The following is a 15,381-nucleotide window of genomic DNA, read 5'->3' on the forward strand; positions in this document are numbered from 1 at the left end:
ATGACTGCCACGACAGAGGAGCGCGTCTCCGCGCCTGAGATGGAACCGGACGCCCCCGATCTGGGTGCGGCCGAGAACGCCGCCACGCGCCGTGCGGAACGGATGCGACTGTATGTGCAGCCGGTCATCGTCCTGATCCTGGTTGCGGGCGTGTTGATCTGGGCATTCAGCCGAGATCTCAACGCGACGCAGAAGGCGAGCATCAACCTCGACAACATCGTCACTCTGACCTGGCAGCACGTACTGATCACCGCCGCCGTGGTCATCATCGTCGTCGCCATCGCGGTTCCACTCGGAACCCTGCTGACCAGGCCGAAATTCACCCGCCTGGCACCGTTCTTCGTGGGAATAGCCAACATCGGAGCCGCAGCGCCTGCCATCGGCCTGCTCGTGCTGTTCTATCTCGCGACAAGAACGACCGGCTTCTGGATCGGCGTGTTTCCCATTGCGTTCTATTCGTTGCTTCCGGTGCTGCGCAACACCATCCTCGGCTACCAGCAAGTGGACAAGACCTTGATCGATGCGGGGCGCGGGCAGGGAATGTCTTCGCTCACGGTCCTACGTCAACTCGAGTTCCCGATGGCCGTCCCGTACATCCTTGCAGGACTGCGTACTTCGCTCGTTCTGGCCGTCGGTACCGCGACGCTGTGCTTCCTGGTCAGTGCCGGCGGACTCGGCATTCTGATCGACACCGGATACAAGCTCCGCGACAACGTCACCCTCGTGGTCGGTGCCGTACTGGCGGTGTCGCTGGCCTTGCTGATCGACTGGCTCGGCGCGCTCGCCGAAACTTATCTCGGGCCCAAGGGATTGCGATGACCAAGACTTCGATCACCAGAACGTGGGGCTGGAAACTCGCGGTTGCCACGATCGGCCTCACACTTGTCGCTTCGTGTGGTCTCGAGTCCGGTGGCGCACTGCCCCTGGCCGTCGGCCCCGGCAGCATCGAGCCGGTTCCGGAGCTCGAGGGTGTGAAGATGACCGTCGGCTCCAAGGACTTCACCGAGCAGATCGTGCTCGGGTACGTCATCGAATTCGCGATGGCCGCTGCGGGCGCGGATGTTCGAGATCTCACGAACATCCAGGGCTCGAACAGCACCCGTGACGCACAGTTGAACGGCCAGATCGATCTTGCGTACGAATACACCGGAACCGGCTGGATCAACTACCTCGGCAACGAGACACCGCTTCCCGATTCGCAGGCGCAGTTCGAGGCCGTCCGCGATGCGGACCTTGCTGCGAACGACATGGTGTGGACCGATCCGGCGCCGATGAACAATACGTATGCATTGGCGATGAGCAAGGAGACCGCTGAGAAGACCGGTGTCAAGACCGTTTCCGACTACGCGAAGTTGGTCGAATCCGATCCCGGAGCTGCGGTGACGTGCGTCGAGACCGAGTTCAACGTCCGCCAGGACGGATATCCCGGCCTGGCAGCGAAATACGGTTTCGACGCCTCTCGTGCCCAACGCCAGATCCTGCAGACCGGCATCATCTACCAGGCGACAGCCGATGGCGATCAGTGCAAGTTCGGCGAGGTGTTCACCACCGACGGTCGCATCATCGCACTCGATCTCGTTCTGCTCGACGACGATCTCCAGTTCTTCCCGAAATACAATCCGGCACTGGTGATGAAAAAGGACTTCGCGGAAGCACATCCGCAGGTAGCAGAAGTCATGGCACCGATCTCGGAGCGACTGACCAACGAGGTGATGACCGAGCTCAACCGGCAGGTCGACGTCGACGGCAAGGAGCCGGCGGACGTGGCCCGCGACTGGCTGGTCTCGGAAGGCTTTGTCACGGCGCAGTGATCGGCTGACCGCAACCCAGCCGAGTAGTTACCGTTTGCGTCCGACGCAGAACACCCGCCGGAACGGAAAGAGCGTTCCGGCGGCTGTTGCGGGGTAGGCCTCCCGCAGCAGATCGGAATACTGACGCTCGAACTCCGGAGCGTCAGCTTCGCCGAGAACGTCGAGCACGGGCCGTAACCCCGTCCCCCGTACCCATCCGAGCACCGGGTCGGCACCTGCCAGCACGTGTACGTACGTCGTCTCCCAGGCGTCGACGTCGAATCCGTGTTCTTGGAGACGCTGCGCGTACTGAACTGGACTGTCGACGCCTTCCGGGCCGCGTAGGACGCCACCCAGTCGCTCACTCCATTCCGCTGATTCCGCGAGATCTCGCATGAGCGCATGGGACGGAGCATCGAAGTTACCCGGCACCTGCCACGCCAGCCACGATCCGGATTCCAGGGTGTCCGCCCACTGGTCGATCAGCTCGCGATGGCTCGGAACCCACTGCAATGCAGCGTTACTGACGACCACGTCGTAACCGGTGGCGTCGAAGGACATGATGTCCCCCAACTCGACGGTGACGTTTCCCGGTAGGTCTGTAGGGGCCTGCGCGACCATTTCGGGAGACGAGTCGAATCCGGATACCGAGGCGTCCGGCCATCTTTCCCCGAGCATCGCGGTCAGGGTGCCTGATCCGCAGCCGAGGTCGGCTACCCGCGTCGGGTCTTCGGTGGCCACCCGTGACACCAGGTCCACGAACGGGCGTGACCGCTCACCCGAATAGCGGCCGTACACTTCGGGATTCCACGTGACAGTGCGCATGAACCCATCCTGCACCCTGTTCCTGAGAATTGCCGCCCGTCAGATCTCGCTCTTCACGATCCGGCCTTTCGAAAATCACCGACGCGGCACCACGGTGGACAGTACGTTCGGCAACCTCGACCAGTCCGCGGTGATGTAACTTGCGTGCTGCCCGGCCAACAGGTCGAGACGCTCGCTCGCCTCGGTTTCGGTGGCATGGGTTCCGTCGATCTGCGGAGCGACCTTGTGCGCGTCGGTCATGACGAGCAGGTAGCCGCGATCGTGGTACCAACTCGGATCCACGACTCCGGCGGTGTAGTCGAGAGCGTCACCGTCGAAGATCACGAACCACGGACGGATCCCCGGGTCGGTATAGCGGTCGAGACGTGGGTCTCCCGGTGATGCACGGTGAACAGCGGGAAAGGCGGCGCCGAGTTCGACGAGCCCGGCGGAGGACAGATCTCGCAGGTGCGTCGCATACTGCCGGTCCGTCCACTCCGTATCGAGAGGGTTTCCCTCCTCGATCGTTCCCGGTATCAGCTCGAACAGAAATTTCCCGGTCATTTCGGAATTGCTCGGCCATCCACGCTCGGTGACGGCGGCATCCGGGGTGGAGTAGGACTCCCCCATCAAATCGGCCGGCGTGAAAACCGCGTCTCCGAGTGTCCCGAGAATCAGGGCGTCGAGATCCGCGGGCCCACGTCCGTACCCGGCAGTGAACCCGTCCTTGATTTCCAACTTGATCATCACCGGCGGGTGCTCGGGATTGGCCTCGTGCCACGCCCGCATATCTGCCAGGCATCCACGGAATCCCTGATCTCGTAGACCGCTTCGCAACCCGGATGCGTCCTGAGCGCCGACGCAGTTGCTCTCGCTCGCCACCGGATTCATGTGCGACACACGCCAGTCCGGACCGCCCACGTTGGTCCACAGGTCCAGCTCGAGCAACGACGCCCCGGAATCCAAAGCGTCGGCGAAGTACGGAAACGTCGCCTTCTCGTAGGAATTGTGGACCCCGACTGACGTGGTCTCGGAAAACGAGCGCACTTGGTTCGTAGTCGTTTCGGCGCCGGCAGAGGGCGCCGAGACGACCGCCACGAACGCACTCATACCGGCTACCAGGATTGCTCGCATGTTCGACACTCTCGCAGAAATCACCCCACGGCAGGATGGAATCGTCAGAGTTAACTGGACAATCGTCTAGATTGCACCGGAGTGGGGCATGATTTCAGGCGGTGGGTAAGGGCAATTGTCAGGCCCATAGCATCAGTGCCGGAACTGATCCGAGTCAGAGCACTCGCCGCACACTCGCAGGAGGAATCGCATGCAGCTGACTCAATTCGTTCACCGATCCCTACGAGCGTCGCCCGAAGCGGTGATGACGATCTCCGACGGCCGAGTGCGCACGTCTCGCGAATCGGTCGACCGGATCAAAAGGCTCGCGGGCGGGCTGCAGACGTTAGGCCTGCGCACCGGTGACAGAGTCGCGATCTTGGCATCGAACTCCGACTACTACCACGAGGCGCTCCTGGCCTGCTGGTGGTTCGGAGCAGTGGCCAGTCCGGTCAATTCTCGCTGGAGCACGGCGGAAATCAGGTACGCCCTGGAAGATTCAGGGTCGACGGTATTACTCGTGGACGAGAATTTTGCTTCCGTCGGATCTACCCTTCGCGAGGCGTGTCCAGGCCTGACCACTGTCGTCTACTGCGGCAACGACCGAGTTCCGGACGGAATGCTCGACTACGAACAGGTGATCGCGGAGGCGATTCCGGTCGACGATCTGCGCGTCGGCGGCGACACGCTTGCACTACTCCTCTACACCGGCGGGACCACCGGAGTGCCGAAGGGCGTGATGATCAGCCATCAAGCGCTGATGACCTCGGCGCTGGGCACTCTCGCGGCAGGCGGCGTGGCAATCAGCAACGGAACGAACCTCGCGGTGAACCCTCTGTTTCACATTGCCGGGATAGTCGGATGGTTGGCTCAGTCGCTGATGGGTGGAACTCAGGTCTTCGTACCGAACTTCAGCCCACGGACGTTCCTCGAGGCCGTGGACCGCTATCGCCCGACAACCGTGGGTCTGGTGCCGACAATGCTCCAGATGTTGGTCGCCCACAAAAACGAAACGGGCGAAGACGCAACCACCTACGATCTGTCCAGCGTCAGGATCCTGAGATACGGCGCTTCGCCCATATCTCCGACGCTTCTCGGGCAGGTCATGCAAATGTTCCCCAACAGTTCCTTCGCTCAGGGCTACGGGATGACTGAAACCGCGCACATCAGCATGCTGAGTCCAGCCGATCACCTCGAAGGTGGTGATCTCCTCCGCAGCGCTGGTCGCGCGCTCCCTCATTGCGAGGTGAAAATCGTCGACCCGGCCGGCTCGGAACTCCCACCCGGCAAGGTGGGCGAAATCGTCACGTTCGGCAGCCACGTCATGCTCGGATACTGGAACAAACCGAAGGAGACCGCAGAAGTGCTCCGCGACGGGTGGATGCATACCGGCGACGCCGGATACCTCGACGCCCGCGGTTACCTGTTCATCGTCGATCGCATCAAGGACATGATCGTCACCGGTGGCGAGAACGTCTACTCCACCGAGGTCGAAAACGCTCTGGCACAACACGAATCCGTCGCGGCCTGTTCCGTGATCGGTCTGCCCGATGCCCAGTGGGGCGAGCGTGTCCATGCCGTGGTCGTCCTTCGGCATGGTTTCGACGCCGACGCCGACGAACTGCGCGCTCACGTGAAAACGCTGATAGCCGGATACAAATCTCCGCGCACTTTCCAATTCGTCGATGCATTGCCGCTGTCGGCAGCAGGCAAGGTGCTGAAGCGCGATCTTCGCTGCAACGCAACGTAATCCTTTACGACGGTCAGGATTACAGCTTCAATGTCGGTTCTGGGTCGGTGATCAAGCGGTGCAGTGACGGCGACGCCGCTACGGCCTCTCCTAGTTGCGTCGCACTCGCGATTTCGTCGCCGAACTCCGATCGCCAGGCGTGCAGTCGACGCGTCAGTTGTTGCAATCGGTATTCGCGGGTCATGCCGATTGCACCGTGTGCCTGGTGGGCGGCGCGGACGCTCACGAGCGCATTCTGCGAAACCACCAATTTGGTTGCGCTCACTTCGAAGTCGGCGTCGCCTCTGATGAGTGCATGTGCAGTGCGATCGACGGCCAGCGTGGACATCGAAGCCATCTGAGCAAGCGTCACGATATGCTGCTGGACTGCTTGAAACTGCGCGACGGGCCTACCGAATTGCACCCGGTCGGACACATAGCGCCGGGTCAACGTCGACGCCGACTCCATCGCTCCCGACATCTGCACCGAGCGCAAGAACGCGCCGAGCTTGCTGAGAATCCGGGCATCGACCGGGTTGTCGCCGTCAATGGTCCGCGCTTCGGAGAACGTCAGGCTCTCACGCGGTTGCCCCGCAAGATCCGTCCCGCCACCGATCTCGGCGTCGGAGATGTCAAGGAGTACGACGCGATCACCGAGAACTGCTGCCAGCACTGATGCGGCACTACCCCACGGCACGTCGTGAAAGGTTCCCGACAGGAAACCGTCGTCGGTCCGGCGCACATCGTCGCGCGGCGAACCCGGGGCGACCGTTGCGATTCCGGAGGGCACGGGTAACCCGCCCGCTGTTGCCAGCCTGCCCGCGAGGTACGTCTCGGCGAGCGGCAGCGGCGCAGCGTGCCTCGCCGCCGCGCGCTGGACAGTCACGGCGTCGAGGAGCGAGCCACCGGAACCACCAACCGATTCGGGAAGACCGACCAGAGGTAACCCTAGTTCGACTGCCGCGCTCCATAATCCGGCGGGCAGACCGCCGATCTCCGCCTGCGCTACCACCTCGGTGCCGGACTTCTCGGCGAAAAATTGCTCGACCATCGATTCGAGGTCGGCGTCGAATGTGTACGCGTTGATCTGTGACCCCGAATTCATCGGTCCAACCCTTTCATGATCACGGTGCGGAGAATTTCGTTGGTACCGCCGCGAATCGACCACGACGGCGCCACCAGCACGGCCCGGGCGAGCAGCGACTCGTACGGATCGTCGGATGCAAGGTCCGGAGCCCGGCCGAGGTGCCGCGCGACGGTCGCAACACAGTCCTGTTCGAAGCGTGTTGCCATCTCCTTGATCAGCGCGGCCTCCGTGACCGGCGAGCGACCGGCGTCGACCATCCGTGCGATGGACAGCGACATCCCGCGAAAAGCCCAGCAGCGTGCGGTAATCGAGCCCAGATCGGCGAGGGCAGCTGGACCGCCTTGCGCTGCTTGGTTGGCCGCGAAGTTCTCGAGGACCGGCATCAGCGACATCCAACGGTCGACGCCACCTCGCTCGAGTGCGAGTTCACCGGTGTTTTGTCCCCAGCCCGCTCCGACGTCTCCGAGGCGACGCGAATCCGGCACGAAAACATCCTGGAACGACACCTCGCAGAAGTCCTCACTACCGTCGATGAACGGAATGGGTGAGACGGTCAGGCCCTCGCTGTCGCGATCGACGATCAGCTGAGTGAGTCCGTTGTGCTTGTCTGCCGAGGTTCGAAGCAGGGCGAGTATGTGTGTGGCATGGAAGGCGCCGGTGGTCCAGATCTTCGTGCCGTTGACTTTCCAGCCACCATCGACACGTTCGGCGCGAGTGCGCACCGATGCCAGGTCCGAACCCGAGTCGGGCTCACTCATCCCGATCGAGAACGAGAACTCACCGCTCGCGATACCGGGAAGGAAGTACCGCTTCTGTTCTTCCGTGCCGTTGGCGGCGATGCTCGGACCCGACTGTCTGTCTCCGATCCAGTGATAGCCGACCGGCGCTCCCCGCGCGAGAAGTTCTTCGACGACGACCAATCGATCCACTGCTGACCGTCCGCCCCCGCCGTATTCCTTCGGCAGCGACATGCCGAGCCACCCACGTCGACCCAGATCTCGCGAGAACACCGGATCCACCGCCCCGGCCATCCCGAGTCCGAGCGAGTAGGTACCGGGGGTGAGTCGCTTGTCGAGGTACTCCCGCACGTCAGCCTGAAGAGCAAGCTCCTCGATCGTCAGTTCTGTTGCGTCGAAACGCATGACGTCTCCGATCAGTTTCGTGAGTCGATCCGCCGCCCGTGGCGCTTACCCGAATTTTTCATGCGCCCAGCAGCAGGGCGCAGCCGATCTCGAAGAGTCTGTCCGACAGGTCGTCGCGACGGCGAAGCCGGCCGATTCGGACGGCGTTCTCCACAACTGTCAAAGTGGCATTGACGGTGATCCTGGCGGTGGCGGACTCGAGGCCCGGACGGACTTCTTCGAGCATCTTGACCCATAGCGCGACGTACTCACGTTGATTCTGTTCACACGTGCGGCGGAACTTGTCCGGTAATTGGTCGAGTTCGCCGATCAACAACCCGATCAAATGACGCTCGTTGATCGCGAAATCGATATGTGCGGCAAGCAATCCGGACAGCGCGTCCTCCGGGCCGGTTGCGGCGCCGAGAGCCTGTGCAACGCCGAGCCGGCGACGCTCGCCGCCCCTCGAGACCGCGGAGATCAGCAGGTCGATCTTGGCATCGAAGTGGTTGTACACATTCGGGCCTGTCGTTCCTGCAGCCTCACCGATGTCCTCGGTATTGACTGCTTGATATCCACGCTCGTCGAACAGCCGAATTGCTTCGGTCAACAAGAGTTCACGTCTGGGTATCACAACGGGCAGGTGACCCGTTGCCGCCACGACTTTCACTTCTGAGCGACCCAGTTCCGCGTATGCAGCGCGGTCTGCCAACTCGACAAGCAGCAGTTCCATCTGACGCCTCGGCAATGACACTCGATGCGAAGACACACTGTTGAAGACTGCGATGACAGCCCAGGCGAGCAGATAGCTGTCTTCTTCGTCGAGGTCGGGACGCTCAATTCGGATCAGCACTGCATCGCGCGAAGCTGCACTCTTGAGGGTCGAACGCATTTCCTCTCGTTGCTCGTCAGGCAGATAGCGTGCCTCTCGCTGCCACAGGAGCGACAGACCCCGACGTTTGGACACCGATGCCGCAAGTTCGGTGATCAGTGTTTTCAGATCCTCGGCACCTGCGACCCGATCGTAGAGCGATTCGATGCCTGCGTTGACCGCGGCGTAGAGGAGATCCGGCTTGTTCTTGAAGTGCCGATAGAGCGCAGGTGCCGTGATTCCAACTGCAGCAGCCACCTGAGCGACAGACACGTTGTGATAACCGTGCTCACGGAAAAGCTCACCTGCAGCCGCAAGAATCTGCTGCTTACGGTCGCGGGGCCTGCGTACGACCATCGTGACTCTCTCCTTCGCGGCAGCGGACAAGCTCAGAGTACCGAGCCGAGGAATGAAGCAATGAACCGAACCGTCTACAGCAGCGACGATCCGATGCACCGTTCACGAACACGGAATCCCGCTCAGGAGTAGATGAACGACTCGACCATCCCTCGTTCGGCGGCTCTGTCTGCAAGCGGCCACGCCAACAGCATCAACACGATCCGAACCACCCACTGCGACTCTTGACCTTCAGGATCCAATCCTGCAAGTTCCAGTGCAGTACGCGGGAGCAACGGCGAGGACACGAGATACTCGTCGATTCCGTTGGCCCGCGCTGCCGCAAGGCCGTGGCTCATGGCAGCGTCGGATCTGATCGCGTCGACGGCGACGAGGATCGACTCCACGATGCGCTCGTCGCCGTGCAGTGATTCGACGGCGGTTGCGACCTGGCTCGCCACGGATGCCGCGCCTCGTGACAACAACCCCTCGCGGATCGCGGACTTGCCACCTACGTAGCGGTAGAGCGTTGCCCTCGAACAGCCTGCGCGGGCAGCGACGTCGTCGGCGTTGAACCGATCGAATCCCTGTTCTCGAATCAGCTCTGCCGCAGCCGCGAAGATGCGCTCGGTTGCGAGTTCACGGCGGTTACCGCCGGCCAACCAGTCGGCGGCGCGGCGCTCGTTTGCACCGGTCACTCTCCGTCACCTCGTCTCACTCTGAGACAGATTCAATCAGAAATCTCAAGGCTACGGAAGGCCGCGAGCCTCTGACCTGGAAGAAGTACGAGGGGGTTGAAGTGCGTGAGATTTTCTCAAAATGCCAGTTCAGAGGCATTTTCCACCTGTTGACTTCTCCTCGACGGCCGTGAAATCTTCCCTTCGTGACACCATCGACGCTCGACATCAACCCTTTCCTGCCGTCGAACATCGACGACCCGTACCCGCTATACGACGTACTCCGGCGCGCGCACCCCGTGTACCGCATTCCTGATACCGACTTCTATCTGGTGTCCACGTGGGAATTGGTCACCGAAGCCGTTTCCCGTACCGACGACTTCTCCAACAACCTCACCGGCGTGCTGGTTCGTACACCGGACGGTTCGGCCGTGACCTTCGACATGAACGGCGGCGGCCAAGCTGTTCACGTTCTCGCGACTGCCGACGAGCCCGACCATCAACACCAGCGCAAACTTGTCTTGCCGACACTGGTCGCCAAACGTATACGAGCACTCGAGCCGGCGATGACCGAGTACACGCAGCAGTTGTGGGACAACGGCTTCGACGGTCGACGGATCGAATGGGTCACGTCGGTAGCGGACACGCTGCCGCTGCAGATGGTTGCCACGCTGATCGGCTTGCCGGCACACGACGTCCCCCAATTGCTGGCGTGGTCGTACGACAGCACCGAACTTCTCAGCGGCATCGTGACCGCACAACGGTTGACAGGCGTCGTCACCTCGGCGGCCGAACTCACCGGGTACCTCTACAGCAAATTTCGTGAGGCACGGGCTCACCCGGTGGATGATCTACTCGGAGATCTCGTCCGTTGCTGTGACACTGGCGAACTCAGCGAAGACGTGGCCGTGCTCATGTTGGTGCAACTCGTCGGTGCGGGTGGCGAATCGACCGCCGGACTGATCGCCAACTCTGCACGGTTGCTCGCCGAGCGCCCTGAGATGCAGACGCAGCTGCGCGAGGACCCTCTACTCGTGGGTGCGTTCCTGGAAGAAACGCTCAGGCTCGAGTCACCCTTTCGCGGACATCACCGACATGTCAACGCGGACACGACACTCGGTGGCATGACACTGCCCGCCGGCAGTCATCTCATACTGCTGTGGGGTTCGGCGAACCGCGACCCCGAGTCGTTCGTCGAACCACAGGTGATGAACCTCGACAGAGTCAATCCCCGAGCACATTTCGCCTTCGGCAAAGGAGCACATTTCTGTGTCGGGGCCGCGCTGGCTCGTCTGGAAGCAAAGACCGCGATCGCAGTCCTTCTCGATAACAGTTCACACTTCACAATCGATTCCGAATCCCCACCCCGTTGGGTCCCCAGCATGTTCGTGCGCCGCCATCAGAGTTTGTGTCTCGCTGTCACCGGATAGTTTCACTCAGTTGTCGAAATTGTGGGCTATCCAGTCGATCGTCTGCATTCCGAACAGATCAGTTCCCCAACCGTATGGATCCGTGAATGCGCGGTCCATACTGCAGTCGGTGGGCTGGTAGCTCACGTCCGTCCCTCGACTCCTGTACGTGTCCGCCAGTTCTCGCGCATCAGCTGCCGGTACAAGTGACATCGGGGAGTCGTCCTTTGCGCACGAAGTTATCAATACCTTCGACGCCGGAGCACCGTGGCCCAGTACGTTGTCGTCGTACGCGCGCTGGAAACTGGGTTCTGTGATCGGATCGATCCCCGGCTCGAAAAGGCTCGCCAGCGGTACGAACGGAAGCGTGAAGTACGCCGGCATCTGGCACTCATCCCGGTACACGTCGGCAATCGCTCGGCCCACGGGATTGAGCTTGTCGTTCAACTTCATCTCGGGGTACCAGGGTTCGAGGCCAAGGAGCGTCGCAAATCCGAAGCCTGCGCCGACCGAGGAATCTGTTGTCTCCATGAATGTTCGGGGCTTGATCACCATGCCCTCGAGGACTGTCGAGACGATATCGAGTTCCGGCGCGTAGGACTGCGCAGATTCTGCGGCGAATGCCGAACCAACTCCACCACCAGCGATTCCGAACAACGCAATCTCCGCATCCGGATTCAGCTCGGAATCCTGCAGCTGAAATGCTGCGCGCACAGCATCCAACTGCGCGTGCCCCGCGAACTTGCCCGCGAAGACGCCGTGAGGATCACGGTCTCCGTTGTTCCCGACGTCGGATATCACTACGGCATAGCCTTTTCCGAACATCAGTGCCAGCGGACCCAACGCCGACCAGGAGGCGCCGTCCAGCGGATCGCCGCCCGTCCAGTGCGAACTCGGATGACAGTAGCCGCCGACGCTGTCGTTGGCCTCCTGGTAGCTGATGACTTTCTTCTCCGATGCCGGTATTCCGTCGATCGGAATCATCATGATCCCGGTGCTCACCACCGGCGTCGAACCGTCGATTCCGGTTGTGACGTACATGATCTTGTAGGCGTCGAGCTGTCCCGGTTTGTATCCGGTGAACAGTACATCCACCTTCTTCGACTTCAGGAGATCACCGAGACGCTCGGCGCCGGTCAACACCGGCTCGTCGTAAAACGGATCATCGGGCGTGAGTGCAGTGAAGATCTCCTCTTCGGATGCGAACTCCCCCGAACTGAGAGCACCGACGGTGAACCCGTTGAACACCTCTCCCAGAGTTGGGGTGTCGGTTCGAAACTCCTCGGATACAGGAGTTTGCACGTCTTTCGGGGCATCACTGTCCGGCACCTCAGCTCCAGCCGTTGCTGGCAGGACCAGCGCAACGGTCAGCGCTACCAGCGGCGCCAACCTTCGGAATGTCGCCGACGACATCACTGAACCGTCACTTTCAAACTGGAGAGGGCCGATTCGAGAGTTTGTGGGAGGGTCACCATCGGGCGGTGACTCTCCAATTGAATTTCGTAGGGAACACTCAATGTGGCTACGAGCCGCGGCCAATCTTCTTCGACCATCGCTCGGTACTTCGGCAAGAGCTGCGAGGTGATGTAGTCCCACCGGTCCTCGTACACCGACCAGTTCCAATCCGGGAGGGGCAGCGTCACTGTCGCGGTGCGTCCGTCCGCCAGTGTTGTCGCGAACTCGAGAGACCGAAACGAGCGAGGCGGTACGACGCCGGCGACCGAAGGTGAACCGGCGACAGTCGATGCGTAAGTGATCGCCTCTCCCACATCACCTTTGTAGGCGCGCACGGTATCCCACTGGTCACGGATGATCATCCCTTGCTCACGTTGGAGCAGTGCTACGTTCCCACGTGCAATCCGATTCGAATCGCCGGAAGCTAGATCACGCCAGGCGTCCATGACATCCTGACCGAACAATCCGGCACTCTGCATTTCCTCCAGCGCGGGAAGTCCTTCATCCACGTATGCCTGATGCATCGGCATCAGATCCGAGAAGATGTTCTTCTGCATCACCAGGATCATCCCCAGCACATAATCCAAGTCGTCCGCTTTGACGTTCCTGCCCACCGCGGCGAGCGCGCGCAGCCCTGCCGGCAATTGGTTCAGCGCTTGCACGCCAACCTGATCCGTGACCTGAGAAACTATCGAATTGGCAACATATTGCAGATTCGGAAACGAGTACACGTCCGCCATCAGTTCGAAGTCGATCAGTCCTCCGCCGAAGTCCGCACCAACCTGTCCGCCCATGCCCGCCCACTGCAATTCCGGGTGACCGAGTTGCAGATCCTCGTAGAAGCGGTACGACTTCACCAGGTTCGTGCGATTGGCCGACACTCCGGCGCGCGGATTCCACGATGACAGATCGATTCCGGCGGCTTCCGTGGCAGCGACCAATCGATACTGAAACAGCAAGGCCGCATAGGATTCCGGACTGCGACCACTGGCGCTGGCTTCTTCCACAAGGGCTTGCAAGGTGCCGAGATCAGTCGGCAACGCGGGATGGACACCGCCCGGACTGTGTTCGGCATTCCGATTCACCAAAGGCAAATTTACGTACTCGTCCAACTCGGACGCCGACGCTGAAATCTGTACCGAGAGCAACGCGGACATCGCCAGCGCACATGCCGTCGCGGCTGCCAATACGTCGCGCGCCCAACGACGTCGCCGAACACCTGCCCCCAGGTTCATCCGCATATCGATCCCTGCACTCAGGTCGGCATAGCCCCGATCGACGCCGACACCAAACACTTACTTTGCAGTAAGATAGCTGAATCTGTAAGAAATACCAAATGCCGAATCAACATCTCCGCAGCGACTGAAGCCATTGCAGATGAGAAGCCTTTACCCCGCATGGCCGGCATCGAAACTCACTCGTCAAGCGATCGACCAGCTATCCGCGCTCCCAATCTGCGGCTCACATCCGCTCCGATCACAGTTCATTTTCAGCTCCCTCCCACTAGATTCGTCAAATTTGCGAAAATTGTTGCACAACAAACAGTTAGCTCTCACAACTCGTCACGCTCGGACGTTTGTCCGACTAGAATTCGGAGTTATGAAAACAATCAGTTACTCATCTCGAAAGCCTGGTGCGCTATGGAGCACAGTCATTGGGATACTCACGGCCCTCGTACTTGCACTGGTGGGCGGAGCGCTGATGCCGTCGCTCGCTCACGCAGCGGACGGTGAGAGTGGAATCATCGAGTACTCCGCAGACCACTCGACCTGGGGAGATACTTCCAAAATCGTCTGGAGCACAGACATACTCATCCCGGGTGGGAAGAACACAACCACATTTTACGTCCGAAACGCATCGGACCGCGCAGGTGAGGCACACTTCTACGTCGGAGACTACGAAATCAGCGACGGCATGGAAGCCTTCCTTCGTGTCGACGTAAACGGCGTCACCGGCAATCCGCTCACCGTCACCGGCAATGCCGCCACACCAGGGACCCAGTTGAACTCGGTCCGCCTCGCACCGGGCCAAAGTGCCAAGGTTGCCTTCGTGATCGGAATGCCCGTCGAGGCAGGGAATTCTTCGCAGAACGGCAGTATTACGCCGAACTGGAGTGTGGACCTCACACTCGATTCCACCGATACACCCGTCACGCCCGGCGGAACCGGATCACTCGATTTCGGTTCCCTGAATTTGGGGTCGGCGAGCTTCGGTTCACTCGACACCGGATCAGTTAAGACCGGATCTACCAGCTCCGGATCGCTTGATGTCGGATCGCTCGGCAAGCCGGTCACATTCATCGGATAACCTCCCCTACAACAATTCACAAAGTGAGGCCGGATAGCAGATTTGCTACCCGGCCTCACTTCTGAACAGCTACAGCGCTCGTGTTGTCCGCACCGACATCATGCGGGAATCTGCACCAGATTCACGTCGAATCGCGCCAAGTTCAACGACTGATCCATCGACAACGCTGTCGCGGAATCCTTGTCGAAGGTGAAACGTATTGCCACGTCGACTATCTTGCCGTCCTTCGCCGTACTGACCACAGTTCCGTCGGCACCGACAGGCACTGGCACCCCGTCGAGCTTGACTTCGGTGACCGGCTTCAGCTGGGCAACCAGCGCAGCTCCGCCGGAGACACCCAGATCACTGGTCGACAGCTTTGCCTTCATTCCAGTTCCCTTGATCTCCAACGCGAAACTGGCGTGGTAGGTCAGAACGTCGCCCGGCACGACAACCATCGTCGACAGATCGATCGGACCGTTCTGATCCGTCCAGGTAGGTGCGGTGACGGTTTTCAGCGCCAACGAACCGGATTCGACCGGAGTAGTCACCACAGGCGTAGTTGTGGCCGGAACGGACGTGGTCGTGGTGGGCTTACCGCCGCCGGACGAACCCAACGAGCCGGTATCAGCACAGCCAGTCAGGAATGCCGCCCCTCCGAGCATGACCAGCGATGTGCCGATCATTTTGGTACGTCGCGTAT

At 60.9% G+C, this 15,381-nt stretch carries 14 protein-coding genes; 5 read left to right on the forward strand and 9 right to left on the reverse strand.

All coding sequences use genetic code 11. The features are described 5' to 3' along the window. Positions 1-819 carry an ABC transporter permease gene (locus tag QRN54_RS11915; protein ID WP_003939758.1) on the forward strand — a complete coding sequence of 273 codons (819 nt, stop codon included), beginning with the start codon at positions 1-3 and terminating at the stop codon, positions 817-819. Beyond that, positions 816-1,811, forward strand: coding sequence for a glycine betaine ABC transporter substrate-binding protein (locus QRN54_RS11920; RefSeq protein WP_003939988.1), 996 nt, complete (start codon positions 816-818; stop codon positions 1,809-1,811). Before QRN54_RS11915 ends, QRN54_RS11920 begins: the two co-directional genes overlap by 4 nt. 27 nt (positions 1,812-1,838) lie before the next feature. On the opposite strand, the gene QRN54_RS11925 is transcribed toward QRN54_RS11920, so the two are convergent. Both QRN54_RS11925 and QRN54_RS11930 read right to left on the reverse strand, forming a co-directional pair. Beyond that, positions 1,839-2,615 carry a trans-aconitate 2-methyltransferase gene (locus QRN54_RS11925; RefSeq protein WP_030535206.1) on the reverse strand — a complete coding sequence of 259 codons (777 nt, stop codon included), beginning with the start codon at positions 2,613-2,615 and terminating at the stop codon, positions 1,839-1,841. Positions 2,616-2,690: 75 nt separating this feature from the next. Next, positions 2,691-3,728: a phosphatidylinositol-specific phospholipase C domain-containing protein gene (locus QRN54_RS11930; protein WP_285182055.1), complete on the reverse strand. Its 1,038-nt coding sequence runs from the start codon at positions 3,726-3,728 to the stop codon at positions 2,691-2,693. 190 nt (positions 3,729-3,918) lie between these two features. On the opposite strand from QRN54_RS11930, the gene QRN54_RS11935 reads away from it, so the two are divergent. Then, positions 3,919-5,457: an acyl-CoA synthetase gene (locus tag QRN54_RS11935; RefSeq protein ID WP_064073455.1), complete on the forward strand. Its 1,539-nt coding sequence runs from the start codon at positions 3,919-3,921 to the stop codon at positions 5,455-5,457. Positions 5,458-5,476: 19 nt separating this feature from the next. Here the strand turns inward: QRN54_RS11935 and QRN54_RS11940 are convergent, their stop codons facing one another. The 4 genes from QRN54_RS11940 to QRN54_RS11955 form a co-directional block, all read right to left on the reverse strand. Continuing rightward, positions 5,477-6,541, reverse strand: a complete 1,065-nt coding sequence (locus tag QRN54_RS11940; protein WP_030535203.1) for an acyl-CoA dehydrogenase family protein — start codon at positions 6,539-6,541, stop codon at positions 5,477-5,479. Beyond that, positions 6,538-7,665: an acyl-CoA dehydrogenase family protein gene (locus QRN54_RS11945; protein ID WP_042452718.1), complete on the reverse strand. Its 1,128-nt coding sequence runs from the start codon at positions 7,663-7,665 to the stop codon at positions 6,538-6,540. The genes QRN54_RS11940 and QRN54_RS11945 overlap by 4 nt, the downstream gene beginning before the upstream one ends. A 58-nt stretch (positions 7,666-7,723) precedes the next feature. Continuing rightward, on the reverse strand, positions 7,724-8,872 hold the full coding sequence (locus tag QRN54_RS11950) for a TetR/AcrR family transcriptional regulator (RefSeq protein ID WP_285182056.1): 1,149 nt from the start codon (positions 8,870-8,872) through the stop codon (positions 7,724-7,726). Between the two features lie 122 nt (positions 8,873-8,994). After that, positions 8,995-9,549 carry a TetR/AcrR family transcriptional regulator gene (locus QRN54_RS11955; RefSeq protein ID WP_007731448.1) on the reverse strand — a complete coding sequence of 185 codons (555 nt, stop codon included), beginning with the start codon at positions 9,547-9,549 and terminating at the stop codon, positions 8,995-8,997. Between the two features lie 185 nt (positions 9,550-9,734). Between QRN54_RS11955 and QRN54_RS11960 the strand changes: the two genes are divergently transcribed. Beyond that, the gene (locus QRN54_RS11960; RefSeq protein ID WP_285182058.1) at positions 9,735-10,958 is read left to right on the forward strand and encodes a cytochrome P450; all 1,224 of its coding nucleotides are present in this window, start codon (positions 9,735-9,737) and stop codon (positions 10,956-10,958) included. Positions 10,959-10,964: 6 nt separating this feature from the next. Here QRN54_RS11960 and QRN54_RS11965 read toward each other — a convergent pair whose 3' ends face one another. Both QRN54_RS11965 and QRN54_RS11970 read right to left on the reverse strand, forming a co-directional pair. Beyond that, positions 10,965-12,350, reverse strand: coding sequence for a lipase family protein (locus QRN54_RS11965; RefSeq protein WP_502944045.1), 1,386 nt, complete (start codon positions 12,348-12,350; stop codon positions 10,965-10,967). Continuing rightward, positions 12,350-13,633 (reverse strand): hypothetical protein, encoded by a 1,284-nt coding sequence (locus QRN54_RS11970; RefSeq protein ID WP_285182060.1) that lies wholly within the window; start codon positions 13,631-13,633, stop codon positions 12,350-12,352. The genes QRN54_RS11965 and QRN54_RS11970 overlap by 1 nt, the downstream gene beginning before the upstream one ends. A 358-nt stretch (positions 13,634-13,991) precedes the next feature. Here QRN54_RS11970 and QRN54_RS11975 point away from each other — a divergent pair, with 358 nt between their 5' ends. Continuing rightward, positions 13,992-14,699, forward strand: coding sequence for a hypothetical protein (locus QRN54_RS11975; RefSeq protein ID WP_285182061.1), 708 nt, complete (start codon positions 13,992-13,994; stop codon positions 14,697-14,699). Between the two features lie 98 nt (positions 14,700-14,797). Here the strand turns inward: QRN54_RS11975 and QRN54_RS11980 are convergent, their stop codons facing one another. After that, positions 14,798-15,364: an alternate-type signal peptide domain-containing protein gene (locus tag QRN54_RS11980; RefSeq protein WP_050654813.1), complete on the reverse strand. Its 567-nt coding sequence runs from the start codon at positions 15,362-15,364 to the stop codon at positions 14,798-14,800. Positions 15,365-15,381 lie beyond the last annotated feature (17 nt).

Origin of the sequence: Rhodococcus sp. MEB032 (assembly GCF_030208925.1) — a bacterium.
GTDB lineage: Bacteria > Actinomycetota > Actinomycetes > Mycobacteriales > Mycobacteriaceae > Rhodococcus_F > Rhodococcus_F qingshengii.